The sequence below is a fragment of the Pseudoalteromonas sp. SiA1 genome (assembly GCF_018732205.1).
GTDB classification, from domain to species: Bacteria; Pseudomonadota; Gammaproteobacteria; order Enterobacterales; family Alteromonadaceae; genus Pseudoalteromonas; species Pseudoalteromonas tetraodonis.
In genome coordinates this window covers 420,159-434,689 of the sequence record NZ_CP076084.1, presented here as the reverse complement: position 1 = coordinate 434,689, position 14,531 = coordinate 420,159, and the positions used below count along the sequence as shown (strand labels likewise).

Annotated in this window: 16 protein-coding genes; 14 read left to right on the top strand and 2 right to left on the bottom strand. The window is 40.5% G+C overall.

Annotated features, from left to right (window positions below; translation table 11 throughout):
* The first annotated feature begins 199 nt into the window (after positions 1–199).
* The 12 genes from KK487_RS02020 (at position 200) to mgtE (ending at position 9,754) form a co-directional block, all read left to right on the top strand.
* Entirely contained in the window at positions 200–1,168 is a 969-nt protein-coding gene (locus KK487_RS02020) for a calcium/sodium antiporter (RefSeq protein ID WP_013463987.1), read from the top strand.
* A gap of 3 nt (positions 1,169–1,171) precedes the next feature.
* Complete coding sequence (locus tag KK487_RS02015; protein ID WP_016900276.1) at positions 1,172–2,143, top strand: KpsF/GutQ family sugar-phosphate isomerase; 972 nt, start codon at positions 1,172–1,174, stop codon at positions 2,141–2,143.
* Positions 2,144–2,695: a 3-deoxy-manno-octulosonate-8-phosphatase KdsC gene (gene kdsC, locus KK487_RS02010; protein ID WP_013463985.1), complete on the top strand. Its 552-nt coding sequence runs from the start codon at positions 2,144–2,146 to the stop codon at positions 2,693–2,695.
* Positions 2,692–3,246: an LPS export ABC transporter periplasmic protein LptC gene (gene lptC / locus KK487_RS02005; protein WP_024601343.1), complete on the top strand. Its 555-nt coding sequence runs from the start codon at positions 2,692–2,694 to the stop codon at positions 3,244–3,246. The genes kdsC and lptC overlap by 4 nt, the downstream gene beginning before the upstream one ends.
* A complete protein-coding gene (gene lptA, locus KK487_RS02000; RefSeq protein ID WP_016900279.1) occupies positions 3,236–3,775 on the top strand; it encodes a lipopolysaccharide transport periplasmic protein LptA in 540 nt (179 codons plus the stop codon). The genes lptC and lptA overlap by 11 nt, the downstream gene beginning before the upstream one ends.
* The gene (gene lptB, locus KK487_RS01995) at positions 3,772–4,497 is read left to right on the top strand and encodes an LPS export ABC transporter ATP-binding protein (RefSeq protein ID WP_013463982.1); all 726 of its coding nucleotides are present in this window, start codon (positions 3,772–3,774) and stop codon (positions 4,495–4,497) included. Before lptA ends, lptB begins: the two co-directional genes overlap by 4 nt.
* Positions 4,498–4,831: 334 nt before the next feature.
* Entirely contained in the window at positions 4,832–6,331 is a 1,500-nt protein-coding gene (locus KK487_RS01990) for an RNA polymerase factor sigma-54 (RefSeq protein WP_024601344.1), read from the top strand.
* 26 nt (positions 6,332–6,357) lie between these two features.
* Entirely contained in the window at positions 6,358–6,645 is a 288-nt protein-coding gene (gene hpf, locus KK487_RS01985) for a ribosome hibernation promoting factor (RefSeq protein WP_010390562.1), read from the top strand.
* Positions 6,646–6,649: 4 nt separating this feature from the next.
* Positions 6,650–7,102 carry a PTS IIA-like nitrogen regulatory protein PtsN gene (gene ptsN, locus KK487_RS01980; protein ID WP_013463980.1) on the top strand — a complete coding sequence of 151 codons (453 nt, stop codon included), beginning with the start codon at positions 6,650–6,652 and terminating at the stop codon, positions 7,100–7,102.
* Between the two features lie 19 nt (positions 7,103–7,121).
* On the top strand, positions 7,122–7,964 hold the full coding sequence (gene rapZ / locus KK487_RS01975; RefSeq protein ID WP_010390558.1) for an RNase adapter RapZ: 843 nt from the start codon (positions 7,122–7,124) through the stop codon (positions 7,962–7,964).
* A gap of 19 nt (positions 7,965–7,983) precedes the next feature.
* Entirely contained in the window at positions 7,984–8,256 is a 273-nt protein-coding gene (locus tag KK487_RS01970; protein ID WP_013463979.1) for an HPr family phosphocarrier protein, read from the top strand.
* Between the two features lie 139 nt (positions 8,257–8,395).
* Positions 8,396–9,754, top strand: coding sequence for a magnesium transporter (mgtE, locus tag KK487_RS01965; protein WP_013463978.1), 1,359 nt, complete (start codon positions 8,396–8,398; stop codon positions 9,752–9,754).
* A gap of 87 nt (positions 9,755–9,841) precedes the next feature.
* Here mgtE and KK487_RS01960 read toward each other — a convergent pair whose 3' ends face one another.
* Positions 9,842–12,025, bottom strand: coding sequence for a YgiQ family radical SAM protein (locus KK487_RS01960; RefSeq protein WP_215521917.1), 2,184 nt, complete (start codon positions 12,023–12,025; stop codon positions 9,842–9,844).
* 289 nt (positions 12,026–12,314) lie between these two features.
* Between KK487_RS01960 and KK487_RS01955 the strand changes: the two genes are divergently transcribed.
* Both KK487_RS01955 and KK487_RS01950 read left to right on the top strand, forming a co-directional pair.
* The gene (locus tag KK487_RS01955) at positions 12,315–12,863 is read left to right on the top strand and encodes an SRPBCC family protein (RefSeq protein WP_028834533.1); all 549 of its coding nucleotides are present in this window, start codon (positions 12,315–12,317) and stop codon (positions 12,861–12,863) included.
* The gene (locus tag KK487_RS01950) at positions 12,832–13,713 is read left to right on the top strand and encodes a TIGR03899 family protein (protein ID WP_215521916.1); all 882 of its coding nucleotides are present in this window, start codon (positions 12,832–12,834) and stop codon (positions 13,711–13,713) included. The genes KK487_RS01955 and KK487_RS01950 overlap by 32 nt, the downstream gene beginning before the upstream one ends.
* A 46-nt stretch (positions 13,714–13,759) precedes the next feature.
* Here the strand turns inward: KK487_RS01950 and KK487_RS01945 are convergent, their stop codons facing one another.
* Positions 13,760–14,530, bottom strand: coding sequence for a TIGR04219 family outer membrane beta-barrel protein (locus KK487_RS01945; protein ID WP_215521915.1), 771 nt, complete (start codon positions 14,528–14,530; stop codon positions 13,760–13,762).
* Position 14,531 lies beyond the last annotated feature (1 nt).

The window sequence follows — 14,531 nt, the reverse complement described above, 5'->3', positions numbered from 1 at the left end:
TTTTGTAATAGTGTCGCAAAAACAGTTATAAGATTGATTCAAGCAGCCTTAACTTTGGCTTAAAATTTCATATAAAAAGCGCCAAAGAATACTTAAAATAACCGCCTAATGTATTACACCTTATTCTTTTATTTATACTTTTATGGTGGCTTTTGTTACTATTCGCGCTATCTGAATTTACATTAATTGGCTTATCACAATGGTTACCTCGTTTGTCATTTTAATTCTTGGTTTTGCGGCTCTCGTATGGAGTGCAGACAGGTTTGTTTATGGTGCAGCAGCACTGGCTAAAAACTTTGGCGTGCCAACGCTAATTGTAGGTTTAACCGTGGTAGCTATGGGCTCTTCAGCGCCTGAAATGATGGTATCGGCTTCAGCAGCTTTGGCAAATAAAACCGATACTGCCGTGGGTAATGCAGTTGGTTCAAACATCACTAACATCTTATTAGTTTTAGGTATTACCGCCCTTTTAAGACCCTTATCAGTATCTTCAAGTACGTTAAAACGTGAAATTCCACTGGTACTGCTGGTCTCCATTGCAACTTGGTATATTTTTTCAGATAACTATTTTTCATTTTTTGAAGGTGCAGCCTTATTATCTGGCTTTGTTGTTTTTATTGGCGGACTTATTTTTGTCTCACTGCGAGCTAAAAACCAAGACGATCCGTTTGTGAGCGAAGCCTGTGACGAAGTACCTGACAACGTACCAACCAAAAAAGCTGTTTTTTGGCTGGTAGTGGGTATGATTTTACTGCCGGTTAGTTCACACTTTTTAGTTGGCTCAGCCGTTGATATCGCAAAATATTTTGGCTTAAGTGACTTAGTGATTGGTTTGACCATTATTGCTATAGGCACCAGCTTACCTGAACTTGCAGCTTCAATTGCAGGTGTACTTAAAAATGAAGATGACTTAGCGCTGGGTAACATAGTTGGTTCGAATATTTTTAATATTTTAGCGGTATTACCGCTGGCAGGATTAATTAATCCATCGGTTATCGATACTTCGGTTGCTAACCGTGATGTTATTATTATGATTGGCGCAACCTTGGCGCTAATTGCTATGTCATTGAACTTTAGAGGTCAAAGACGTATCAATAGAATAGAAGGTGGCTTGCTCATCGTCGCATTTATGATTTACCAAGGTTATATTTTTAGTCAAGTAGGATAGCCCATGGCAACGCTAAACTTTATTCAACAAGGGTTACGTGTTCTAGAGATTGAACGCCAAGCACTCAGCGATATTACACAATACGTTAATGAAAGCTTTAACCAAGCCTGTCAATTAATGTATGACTGCTCAGGTCGTATTATTGTTATTGGCATGGGTAAATCAGGCCATATTGGTAACAAAATAGCCGCCACTCTTGCCAGTACCGGCAGCCCCGCATTTTTTGTTCACCCGGGTGAAGCAAGCCATGGTGATTTAGGAATGATCACAGCAAATGACGTGGTTATCCTCATTTCAAACTCTGGTGAAACCAGCGAAGTACTTAATATTATTCCAGTATTAAAGCGCATTGGTGCCAAAATGATTGCCATGACAGGCAACCAAGGCTCAACCATGGCAACATTGGCAAATGTGCATGTGTGTATTAAAGTTGAACAAGAAGCCTGCTCATTGGGCTTAGCACCTACTGCAAGTACCACTGCCACACTCGCTATGGGTGATGCCATGGCGGTGGCATTATTAGAAGCTCGCGGCTTTACTGCTGATGATTTTGCACTATCGCACCCTGGTGGTAGCTTAGGCAAGCGATTACTCTTAACTCTTAAAGATGTTATGCACAGTGGTGCTGATACGCCTATCATAAACGAGACGCAAACGATTAAAGATGCCTTGATTGAAATGTCGGCCAAAGGACTCGGCATGACCGCTATTGTTGATAGTGACCAGCAATTATCAGGCCTGTTTACCGATGGCGATTTACGCCGTATTTTAGAGCAACGTATTGACATTCATAGCACTGAAATTAATGTTGTGATGACCAAGTCGTGTACTACAGCCACCCAAGAGATGCTCGCGGCTGAAGCGTTAAATATTATGGAACAAAAACGTATTAATGGCTTAATTGTAATTAATGAGCATAATCAACCGATTGGCGCACTAAATATGCAAGACTTACTTAAAGCGGGAGTGCTATAAATGCAATTTGAAGATCTCTATCAACCGCTAAGTGATGATGCAAAGGCGCGCGCAAAAAAAGTAAAGCTATTAATTTGTGATATTGATGGTGTATTTTCTGATGGCCGTATTTACCTTGGAAACCAAGGTGAAGAACTCAAAGCATTTAACACCAAAGACGGATTTGGTATCAAAGCCCTGATTAACAGCGGTTTTGAAGTCGCCGTGATCACCGGGCGCCATTCTCATATAGTGCAGCAACGTATGAGCAGTTTAACCGTACAACATATATATCAAGGCCAAGAAGACAAACTCATAGCCTATCAAGAATTAAAACAAAAATTAGCGCTTAGCGATGAGCAAATTGCTTATATAGGTGATGATGGCCCAGACATGCCAGTAATGGAGCAAGTCGGTTTTGCGGTAGCCGTAAACGATGCTCATCCACTTATTAAACGTTTATCACATTATGTAACCCAACTGCCCGGCGGTTTTGGTGCGGTAAGAGAGCTGACAGACTTACTTATGCTCGAAAATAACAAGCCACTAACTAGCCAAGGAACGAGTTCATGAATGTAGCGCGCATTATACTGAGCGTTTTATTCATAAGCTGTATGGTTTGGCTCTGGTATCCTTATTTTACTAAGGTTGATATAACTGCAAGCGAAGAAACACAAGTTATTGCTAAGCCTGATTATACCGCTATTGAGCTAAAACAAACGGCTTATAATGAACAAGGTAAAGTGAGCCATAAGGTAACTGCGGTAAAAATGGAGTTGTATCAACAACTCGGTTTTACCTTTTTTGAAAAGCCTATATTCACTTTATACAACGAGCAGCAAACATGGCGTATTAACGCCGATGAAGCCACACTCTACGACGACCGTCAACTGGTGTTAGAGGGTAATGTAACCGCTCAAAATTTAGTAGATAACGCCATGATCGATACGATCACCGCCCAGACCATCAATGTTGATATAAAACTATTAACCATGCAATCACAGCAGCCTGTCGTTATTACAGGACCTAATTTAAAAATCACAGGTAAAGGCCTTGAGGCCGATTTAAAAACCGAGGTGATTAAACTTATTAACCATACGCGAACCCTATATTATGACCAATAACCTATTTAAAATTTTAATTGTTCCCTCACTATTAATTGCTTTTAACAGTAATGGCGCTGAACCTGCTGAAGCCCCCGCTGCAAATCAAATTTCAATTAGTGCAGATAAGCAAGAAGGTCAATTAAAAGAAAACGTAGGCATTTTTGAGAAAAATGTTGAAATTATTCATGGTAATCGCCGTATCACAGCTGACCGTTTAGAAGTGCATAAACGCGATGACCTAGGCGATAACAAACAGTTATTAATTGCCACAGGCAGCCCTGCATATTTTGAAGAAACACAAGCTGATGGCACCATAATGAGCGCCAGTGCTAATGAAGTGCGTTACGATGTGTCGCTGCGTTTTTTAACCTTAATCGGCGATGCAAGCATTGCTCAAGCAGGTCAAAAAATAACAGCTAAAAGTATCACTTACGATATCGAGCAGCAGTTAATTAGCGCAGAAAAAGACGAAAACTCAACAGACCGTGTACACACTATTTTAGTCCCTGTTGAAAATAAAAAAGAAGATGATAAAGGCCAACCATGAGCACATTAAAAGCAGAGCTATTAGCTAAAAGCTACAAAGGTCGTGAAGTTGTAAAAAACGTTGGCCTAGAGGTTGAAGCTGGCAGTATTGTGGGGTTACTTGGCCCTAATGGTGCAGGTAAAACCACCACTTTTTATATGATTGTAGGCCTTGTCCCTAGCGATAAAGGCAAAATATCAATTGATGATAAAGATATTACTTTATTACCGATGCACAGCCGAGCGCGTTTAGGGATTGGTTATTTACCGCAAGAGTCGTCTATTTTTAGAAAGCTGACTGTTTATCAAAACTTAATGGCTATCTTAGAAACACGTAAAGAATTAAATAAACAACAACGCGAAGATACCTTAAATAATTTACTTGATGAATTTAGCATTCAGCATATCCGCGATAGTCAAGGTATGGCTTTATCAGGTGGTGAACGTCGCCGCGTTGAAATTGCTCGCGCGTTAGCAGCAAACCCTAAATTTATCCTTTTAGACGAACCCTTTGCGGGGGTTGATCCTATCTCAGTATTAGATATTAAAAAGATCATAGAGCATCTTAAAAACCGTGGCATTGGCGTACTTATTACAGACCATAACGTGCGCGAAACACTTGATGTTTGTGAAAAAGCCTACATAGTTTCTCATGGGGAGTTAATTGCATCAGGCACTCCTGAATACGTATTAAACGATAAAACAGTACGCGATGTTTATTTGGGCGAGCAGTTCAAGCTCTAATATGTGTGTTATTCCACTAAGCATCTGCTAAGATTAATTATACTTAGGTCTGTTGACCTTTCAAGGTTGAATTTGCAGCAGTCTGTTTGGTATTTAGGCAAGGCAGAGCCTATGTGGTGTGGTATTCCCCATAAATAGGCGATAACGCAGCATCAATGCCAAACAGGCGCTGCCCTTCGGGTTCTGCCTAGGGACGATTTACTCTTTGTTGCTCGGTTTTGACTTAGCCCACTAGGTTACAAACCTCGCGCCGCAATTAAACCGCCCCTAGTTTGAACAAATTTTAATCCGTAAAGGTCAACAGACCGTAATTTAAAAGGATTGTTAGAGATACATGAGGCAATCATTACAGCTGCGCATGGGCCAGCAACTTACAATGACTCCACAGTTGCAACAAGCAATTCGCTTATTGCAACTCAGTACATTGGATCTCCAGCAAGAAATTCAAGAAGCGCTCGATAGCAACCCCTTGCTTGAAGTTGAAGAACACGATTACAGCGAAGACACTGCAGGTAAAAACGAACAAAAAGCCGATAACGATGACTTAACGCTAAGTGCCTCAGCTGACGATAAACCTAGCGAGTATGAGCAAGATAGCGGCGAAGCAATGACCAAAGACACCATTAGCGATGATATGGCTATGGATGTTACTTGGGATGAATATATGAGCGCTGCGCCTGCCTCTTCATCGGGCCCAATGCCAGAAGATGAATCTATTTATCAAGGCTCTTCGACTGAAACGCTGCATGAGTATTTAATGTGGCAACTTCAACTGACGCCGTTTAGTCCTACCGATGAAGCGATAGCTATTGCAATTGTAGAAGCTGTGGACGATTCAGGGATTCTAACCCTTAGCTGTGAAGAAATATTAGAAAGCTTTAACCAAGAAAACGACGGCGAAGATGAAGTTGAACTTGACGAAATAGAAGCGGTACTAAAGCGTATTCAACTATTTGATCCAGTGGGAATAGCCGCGCGTAGTTTACAAGAGTGCTTGTGTATTCAGCTAAATCAATTTGATAAAGACACACCTTTTTTAAACGAAACAAAAATGATCTTAACCGATCATATTGATTTACTTGCTGCACGTGACTATCGCACGTTAATGAAAAAAACAAAGCTTAAAGAAGATGAGCTTAAAGAAATCATGACGTTGATTCATACGCTCAGCCCAAAACCGGCAGACACTATTGTTAGAGAAGAGTCTGAATACGTTATTCCTGATGTGTCGGTTAAGAAAGTTAAAGGTCGTTGGGTAGTTGAATTAAACCCAGATAGCATGCCTAAGATCAGAGTAAATAGCCAATATGCAGCTATGTCGCGTACGGTTAAATCAAGTGGTGATAGCCAGTTTATTCGCTCGCACTTACAAGAGGCTAAATGGTTTATAAAAAGCTTAGAAAGTAGGAATGACACGCTACTTAAAGTAACCAACTGTATTGTGCAGCAGCAACAGGCCTTTTTTGAACACGGTCCTGAGGCTATGAAGCCTATGGTGCTTAACGATGTGGCTGAAATGGTGGAAATGCATGAGTCGACTATATCGCGTGTTACTACGCAAAAATACATGCATACACCACGTGGCATTTTTGAGCTTAAATATTTCTTTTCAAGCCATGTAAGTACTGAAAATGGTGGCGAATGTTCATCAACAGCAATACGTGCATTAATTAAAAAATTAATCGCTGCAGAAAACTCAGCTAAACCATTGAGTGATAGTAAAATTGCAGATATATTGGCAGAGCAAGGAATTAAAGTAGCGAGGAGAACCATTGCAAAATATCGCGAATCTCTAGCTATTCCCCCGTCTAATCAACGTAAAAGTTTGATTTAAGGCGTACAACAAAGAGGAAAATGTTTATGCAACTGAATTTAACTGGTCGCCATGTAGATATTACCGACTCGCTTAGAGACTACGTAAATAGTAAATTTTCGAAGTTACAGAGGCACACTGATCACATAACGAATGTGCACGTTATTCTCGATGTAGAAAAACTAAACCAAAAAGCTGAAGCAACCGTTCATGTTAGTGGCGCTGAGATTTTTGCCTCTACTGAGCATCAAGATATGTATGCCGCTATAGACTCGCTCATTGACAAGCTAGATCGTCAAGTAATTAAACACAAAGAGAAACTTGCTCGACACTAACACTATGAAACTAAGCTCACTTATCTGTCAGGACTGCAGTAAAGCTGCGGTCCTTTTTAATAGTAAAAAAAGAATTTTAGAATTTATCAGTGAATTGGCTCACAATAAGCTGCCCTATTTAACACAACAAGATATTCTTAATGCATTAACTGCAAGAGAAAAGCTTGGAAGTACAGGCATTGGCCGAGGCATTGCTATTCCACATGGTCGCATGAGTGGAGCTCAAGAGCCCCTTGCTTTGATTTTAGTGAGCGAAACAGCTATTAATTTTGATGCGATTGATAACCGGCCGGTTGACATTTTTGTCGCGTTAATTGTTCCCGATGGCGATAATCAGCAGCATTTGAAGACGCTAGCCACGATTGCTGATAAGCTCAATGATAAAGAATTTTGTAAACAGTTACGCGCCGCCAAATCGGATAGCGAACTATATCAGGTTATCGTCAGTCAATCGTAGTAACAAAGAAAGGTGATAAATGGAATTAATAATTATAAGCGGTCGTTCAGGCTCAGGTAAATCTGTGGCGTTACGCGTTGTGGAAGACTTAGGTTATTATTGTGTAGACAATATTCCTCTTAATTTATTACCATCATTAGTGCGCAGTGTTTCCGACAGTTATAATAAAATTGCCGTGAGTGTTGATGTACGTAACCTACCTAAAGAGCAACAGCAGTTTAATGAAATCATTGAATATTTACCTGGTTTTACTAAACCAACGGTATTTTATTTAGACAGTGACGATCAAACATTAATAAAACGTTTTTCAGAAACGCGACGTCTCCACCCTTTATCTATTGATTCTTTGCCGCTTGATTTAGCCATAAAAAAAGAAAAACAACTACTTGATGTATTGATTAACCGTGCTGATTATATGATTGATACCACGGATTTAAGTGTGCATCAGCTTGCTGAGTCTATTCGTGAAAAAATACTCGGAAAAAAAGATAAACAACTGATCATTACCTTTGAGTCATTTGGTTTTAAACACGGCATCCCTAAAGAAGCAGATTACGTATTCGATGCCCGATTTTTACCAAACCCGCATTGGGAGCCTGAACTTAAGCCACTTACAGGGCTGGACCAACCAGTAAAAGACTACCTAGCAAGTCACAGTATAGTGCAAAAATTTACATGGCAAATTCAAACATTTGTGCAAACATGGCTGCCGCATTTAGAACGAAATAACCGCAGCTACTTAACCATTGCAATTGGCTGTACCGGTGGGCAACACCGCTCTGTTTATTTAGCGCAAACCATTGGCGAAAGCTTTGCAATGAGCCATCCTAATGTAAAAATTCGCCACCGAGAACAAGAATAATACCGAGTGAGAACATGCAATGCGCTTAGAAAATACATTTTTAATAAAAAACAAATTAGGATTACACGCTAGAGCGGCGACAGTATTAGCTCAGCTTTCTGTGCAATTTGATGCCACAATCACTTTATTTCAAGATGACAAACAAGCCGCTGGCGATAGCGTACTGGCACTTATGTTACTCGAAAGCAGCCAAGGCAAAGAAGTTAAGGTGGTATGCGAAGGCCCCGACGCTGAGCCTGCACTTAGCGCAATAGGTGAGCTCATCGACCAACGATTTAATGAGCAAGAATAAAAAAGTTCATTATTAACTCATCATCCTAAGCTTAGGTTAATAGTGGTTGAGGTAGTTTGCTCACATAAAGTAAGATAAACTAAAATTGAATAGCATTTATACCCTTCCAGCATGTAATACAATTTAATTAAGGACGCCAATGCCTGAAGCTTTAGAACAAGATATTCCACTACAACAACTAAAACAGGTGACTAAGTCACTAAATAGTGGTCAATTTGTTCAAGTTAGACGCATGCTGGCAAAAACGGCGCCTTGTGATACCGCACTTCTTTTAGAATCATCCCCGCATAAAATTCGCCGTATGCTCTGGCAGCTTGTTGATCCTGATGTACAAGGTGATGTGCTTGAAGAGCTGTCTGAAGATGTACGTTTGGGCATTATTGCGCAAATGGCACCCGAGCACATTGCTGCCGCAACCGAAGACATGGGCCATGATGACTTAGGGGAAGTACTACGTAGCCTACCTGACACCGTTTATAAAGACGTTGTTAGCGCTATGGATATTCAAGATAGAGAACGTGCAACGCAGGCTTTATCGTATCAAGAGCGCTCTGCTGGCGCATTGATGAATATAGATACCGTTACTATTCGCCCCGATGTGACTCTAGATGTGGTACTGCGTTATATTCGCTTACGCGGCGAATTACCTGAGGGTACAGATGACTTATATGTGGTTGATGAAAATAACTGCTTTTTAGGCGCCCTATCGCTGAGTACTTTATTAACTAATCCCCCTGAAAAAATTGTTCATGAGTTAATGGATGAAGACTGTGAGTCTATTCCTATTTCAATGGATGAGAGCGAAGTTGCACAATTGTTTGAGCGTCATAACTGGATATCGGCACCGGTTGTTGATGACAACGCACACTTGCTTGGGCGGATCACCATTGATGATATCGTTGATGTTATTCGTGAAGACGCTGAGCACAGTTTACTGGGTTTAGCGGGTTTAGATGATGAAGAAGATACCTTTGCACCTGTGTTGAAAAGCTCTAAAAAGCGCTCAATTTGGCTGGGTGTAAACTTACTAACTGCATTGCTGGCTGCAATTGTGGCGAGCTTTTTTGAAAACACCTTAGCTATATTACCAATTCTTGCTGTGCTCAATGGCATTGTCCCGTCAATGGGTGGGGTTGCAGGCAGCCAAACCTTAACTTTGGTTATTCGCGGTATCGCGGTGGGTCATATCAACCAAACTAACCAACGTTTTTTATTATTAAAAGAACTCGCTATCGGTGCGATTAACGGTATGGTTTGGTCTATCCTAATTGCCGGTGTTGTTGCGCTTTGGCAATGGGATTTCAAACTCGGTGGTGTTTTAGCGTTTGCTATGTTTATGAATTTAGTTGCAGCAGGTATTGCGGGTGCTAGTATCCCACTATTGCTTAAAAAAATGAAAATAGATCCAGCACTTGCAGGCAGTGTGGTACTAACCACGGTAACTGATATTGTTGGTATATTTGCCTTCTTAGGCACTGCGACTTGGTTATTGATTTAATCTTTTTATAAACGTTTTTAAACAAAAACACCGCATCAATACGCGGTGTTTTTGTTTAAGCCGATAGTTACTTTACATAAGTTAAGGCTACTTAGCGCGCTGGCGATTACCACCTACCTTAGGTTTAGTGTTGGCTTTTTTAAACTGGCTAAAGCCAGTATGACGAGTCAGCGCAGGACGACCGCCCTTGTTACCTTTTCCGCCTTTGGTTTGTCTTTCATCTCGCCCTTCTTCAGGGACTAAACAGTTAGGTCCTTTACCAATAAGCTTAGCTTTGCCCATGTTACGCAGGGCTTCGCGGATCATTGGCCAACCGGCAGGATCGTGATAGCGTAAAATTGCTTTATGCAAACGACGTTGACGCGCTCCCTTAGGCACAGCAACTTGCTCAGTATTGTTTTTAATATTACGAAGCGAGTTCATTTCAGTATGGTAAATGGTGGTAGCGTTGGCCATCGGTGATGGATAAAAATTTTGTACCTGATCAAGCTTAAAATCATTCGATTTCAACCATAAAGCCATGTTTACCATGTCTTCATCTTTAGTCCCCGGGTGAGCAGAAATAAAGTATGGAATTAAATACTGCTTTTTACCCGCTTCTTTTGAGTACTTATCAAATAACGCTTTAAATTCATCATAGGCGCCCATACCTGGTTTCATCATTTTTGATAATGGGCCATCTTCTGTGTGCTCAGGTGCTATTTTTAAATATCCACCAACATGATGGGTTACTAGCTCTTTAACGTAACGAGGATCACGTACTGCAAGGTCATAACGCACGCCCGAAGCAATTAAGATCTTTTTGATCCCTTTAACCTCACGCGCCTTTTTATATAAGTCGATAGTGGGTGTGTGATCGGTATCCATATGCTTACAAATATCAGGATACACACACGACAAGCGACGGCACGTACTCTCTGCTTTTTTGCTGGTACAACGCAGTTTGTACATATTTGCAGTTGGCCCACCTAAATCAGAAATAACCCCCGTAAAGCCCGGCACTTTATCTCTAATTTGTTCAATTTCTTCGATAATCGATTCTTGAGAACGGCTTTGTATTATGCGCCCCTCATGCTCGGTAATAGAACAAAACGAACAGCCGCCAAAACAGCCGCGCATAATATTTACCGACGTTTTAATCATATCGTAAGCAGGGATTTTATCATCGCCATAACTTGGATGTGGTATACGCTGGTAAGGTAAACCAAACACGTCATCCATTTCCTGAGTTTCAAGCGGATAAGCCGGCGGATTCACCCAAATAGAACGATCGCCATGACGCTGAAATAACGCCCTTGCACAACCTGGGTTGGTTTCTTGATGTAAAATACGTGATGCATGGGCATACAAAGGCTTATTAACGCTAACCTGCTCAAATGCCGGCAGTTTAACGTAAGTTTTTTCCCACGGCTTAGGACGAGCAGGCTGGATGGTAATTGGTTTTGCAGCTTCTGCTTGTAAATCGATGCCGGCTTGCTTAAATTCTGATTTAGCACAGCCCACATCATCCGCGCCATAAGGATTAGGAATAGGGTCTATTTTACCAATTTTATCAATGGCTGTTGAGTCACTGCCACGCCAACCAGGTAAAGGCTCTTTACGAATAACTGCCGTGCCTCTAACATCCTGTATGGTATCGATGGTTTCACCGGCAGCGATACGATGCGCTACTTCAACTAACGGGCGTTCGGCATTACCATAAATTAAAATATCGCCTTTAGCGTCAAATAATACGCTACGACGTACTTTTTCTTGCCAGTAATCATAATGAGCAATACGGCGCAGACTGGCTTCAATGCCCCCTAACACTAATGGCACATCTTTGTAGGCTTCACGACAGCGTTGTGAATAAATGATCACTGCGCGATCTGGGCGTTTACCGCCGACATTTCCTGGTGTGTATGCGTCATCATGGCGCATTCGTTTTTCAGCGGTGTAACGATTGATCATCGAGTCCATATTACCGGCTGTAATACCAAAAAATAAGTTAGGCTTACCCAATGCCATAAACGCATCTTTAGAGTTCCAATCTGGTTGAGCAATAATACCCACTCTAAAACCTTGCGCTTCTAGCACTCGGCCAATTACGGCCATCCCAAAACTAGGATGGTCTACATAAGCATCACCGCTAATAATAATAATATCGCAGCTATCCCAGCCAAGCGCGTCCATTTCTTCGCGTGTTGTTGGTAAAAATGGAGCTGTGCCATAACACTCAGCCCAATACTTGGGGTATGAGAATAAGGCGCGTTCAGCTTTTAATGTGCTCATAAAATTGGCCGTTCAATAACAAAAGGCGCGAATTATACCCTATCGACATCCCCGTTGATATAGCACAAAATGAAAGCGCTGATTAAAAATTGTTTACCTTTATGGCATTACTAAAACTAATAAATCATCTAAACTTATTACGGCTAATGTCTGCTTTTGGAATAATACAAGGTAGATAAAATAGATCAAAAGCAACCGCGACTTCGTTAAACTATTAAATAATTAATAATTGATAGACGCTGTAAATTAAAATAGATGAGGAATACCTATTAAACTACTTAAAAAAATAATGCAGTTTTCAATCATTTTACTCCTGGTTTTTGTTGTCGTTGGATTATTGTTACCACAAAATTATCATGTGCAAAAAAGTATAAAGATTAACGCACGCGCTCCCGTAATAAAGTCATTAGTTGAGGACTTTACCCAGTGGTATAAATGGTCGCCGTGGCAACAAATAGACCCTAATATTAAGTTTAATATTGGAGAACCGAGCTCTGGCGCAGGAGCCTACCAATCTTGGGAAGGTAAATGGGGCAAAGGCGAAATGACAATATCGTCATTAAGCGATAATGAAGTTGTATTTAGTGTGTTATTTAATCAAGAGCATATTATCACTAGCAAATTGCTATTTAGCCCGCACACAAAAACCGTCACGTGGCATATAGAAGGACAAGCAACGATGCCGCTTATTTCTGGGTACGTTGCTATATTTGCTGAAAATATATTAGGTAATATAGTGACCCTAGGGCTAAATAACTTAAAAACGGTCGCTCAACTCAGTGATGCACAAGCAATAATGGAAAGCCATGACAGTCAAAACCGCACAAGCCAGGATTAAACTTGCCAATATTATTGAGTCACTGCTAGGTTACTCGGTCACAAAAGTGAGTAATATGCCTGCCATTGATGAAAAAACCTATAATCCTCAAGGTAAAGCCAAATCGCTTTATAGTATTAATAGCGAGCATTCAATTTTAGCGCGTGCTCAAAAAAGACAAGACTTACTACTGATTAAACAGCAACAAAATATTGAGACTATTTTAGCCTTAGCAATGGAGTTTTGTCCTGATGTTGCTTGCGCCAAACAGCCCGATGCTGATTGGGTAGAGCACTTTATAGCCTTATGTGAAGATACCTCAAATCAATCTATGCAAGTGTTGTGGGCAAAAATTTTTACTGGCGAAACCATTAGCCCAGGTACTTTTTCTATTAAAAGTTTACAAACACTCAAGCACATGACCCAGCGCGAAGCCGATTCATTAAGAAAGTGCGTGTCTATTTCTGGGTATAACGAAAAGGATAGCAGCCACCTAATATTCTTGGGGTATTACAAAAAACCCTCGTTATTTGATTTACTAGGTAAAGGTAATAAAGTGTCATTAAGCATAGGTAAAAGCGGCGTGAGCTTTCCAGACGTACTAACTTTAATGGATTTAAACTTGCTGTATCGTAAAGAAATAGAGTCAGCGGCATTAAAAGTAGGACAAGAGTTCACCCTATCCTTTTTATCACAAAAACTAACCTTAAAAGCAAAAAGTAACGATTTGGTGCTTAGCTATTATAAGTTTACTCAAACAGGTGATGAACTATTTAGATTAATGAACTACCCGATTAACAAGGTGTACAAACAGTTAATTGGTTCAGCATTTGAAGGGGAGTTTGAATTAGTGTGGCACACTTCAAAATAACTATAAAAAGCCACACAAGGTGGCTTTTCATTAAACTAATCGGTGCTTAAAAGTGAACTTGTATGCCCGCAAATGGCCCTGATGCATCAATATCAGTATTAATATCATCTACATCATCAAGTTCTAAAACCATAGAGCGGTAGCCCGCTTTAACCGCAACATCAACCGCTAGGTTATCAATAAACTCCCAAGCAATACCCATTTGGTAATCTTGTACTTTGCTGTCATCTATGGCTAAAAAGCTGCCTTCAGCAAAAACACTTAAACCACTAAATGGTAAACCCGCTTCAAAACGTCCATATACTAACGGCACAACACCAGAGAACTCTTCGATTTCAGTAAAGTTAGCGCCACCTTGTTGTGATGTACCTGTTACAACAAGCTCACCATCAAACTGCTTAGCATTAATACCTAAATCAATTGAGATTAAATCGTTATCAAAAATCTCGTAGTAAAAAATATAATCAATATGCGATAAGTCAGTCACTGAATTAACATCAGTGCCTACAACATAATCAGTACCGTTAAAGCTAAATGTGTCTTCAAGCACTGTTGATCCGTTTAATTCAAGCTCAGTGTATTTTAACTTTAAATTTGGCACTAATGGCACTGGGTGCTCAAGCGCAGCGTAATAACTTACAAAAGTTTCATCTTCAAAGTTGAAGTTTTGCAGGGCGTTATTGTTATCAGAAAAGCTACCGTCATTATCTGCTTTCCAACCATCAACCCCTACATATAAGCCCAATACAGTGTCGGCTTGTGCTACAGGGGCTAAACATGCCATTGATAAGGCTGCTGCTATACAATACTTTTTCATT

Excerpts from the sequence above, each read along its gene's own strand:
- lptA (WP_016900279.1), top strand. The coding sequence starts at position 3,236 with ATGACCAATAACCTATTTAAAATTTTAATTGTTCCCTCACTATTAATT.
- lptB (WP_013463982.1), top strand. The coding sequence starts at position 3,772 with ATGAGCACATTAAAAGCAGAGCTATTAGCTAAAAGCTACAAAGGTCGT.
- KK487_RS02020 (WP_013463987.1), top strand. The coding sequence starts at position 200 with ATGGTTACCTCGTTTGTCATTTTAATTCTTGGTTTTGCGGCTCTCGTA.
- kdsC (WP_013463985.1), top strand. The coding sequence starts at position 2,144 with ATGCAATTTGAAGATCTCTATCAACCGCTAAGTGATGATGCAAAGGCG.
- KK487_RS01990 (WP_024601344.1), top strand. The coding sequence starts at position 4,832 with ATGAGGCAATCATTACAGCTGCGCATGGGCCAGCAACTTACAATGACT.
- KK487_RS01970 (WP_013463979.1), top strand. The coding sequence starts at position 7,984 with ATGCGCTTAGAAAATACATTTTTAATAAAAAACAAATTAGGATTACAC.
- KK487_RS02015 (WP_016900276.1), top strand. The coding sequence starts at position 1,172 with ATGGCAACGCTAAACTTTATTCAACAAGGGTTACGTGTTCTAGAGATT.
- hpf (WP_010390562.1), top strand. The coding sequence starts at position 6,358 with ATGCAACTGAATTTAACTGGTCGCCATGTAGATATTACCGACTCGCTT.
- KK487_RS01945 (WP_215521915.1), bottom strand. The coding sequence starts at position 14,530 with ATGAAAAAGTATTGTATAGCAGCAGCCTTATCAATGGCATGTTTAGCC.
- KK487_RS01950 (WP_215521916.1), top strand. The coding sequence starts at position 12,832 with ATGACAGTCAAAACCGCACAAGCCAGGATTAAACTTGCCAATATTATT.
- rapZ (WP_010390558.1), top strand. The coding sequence starts at position 7,122 with ATGGAATTAATAATTATAAGCGGTCGTTCAGGCTCAGGTAAATCTGTG.
- lptC (WP_024601343.1), top strand. The coding sequence starts at position 2,692 with ATGAATGTAGCGCGCATTATACTGAGCGTTTTATTCATAAGCTGTATG.
- ptsN (WP_013463980.1), top strand. The coding sequence starts at position 6,650 with ATGAAACTAAGCTCACTTATCTGTCAGGACTGCAGTAAAGCTGCGGTC.
- mgtE (WP_013463978.1), top strand. The coding sequence starts at position 8,396 with ATGCCTGAAGCTTTAGAACAAGATATTCCACTACAACAACTAAAACAG.
- KK487_RS01960 (WP_215521917.1), bottom strand. The coding sequence starts at position 12,025 with ATGAGCACATTAAAAGCTGAACGCGCCTTATTCTCATACCCCAAGTAT.
- KK487_RS01955 (WP_028834533.1), top strand. The coding sequence starts at position 12,315 with ATGCAGTTTTCAATCATTTTACTCCTGGTTTTTGTTGTCGTTGGATTA.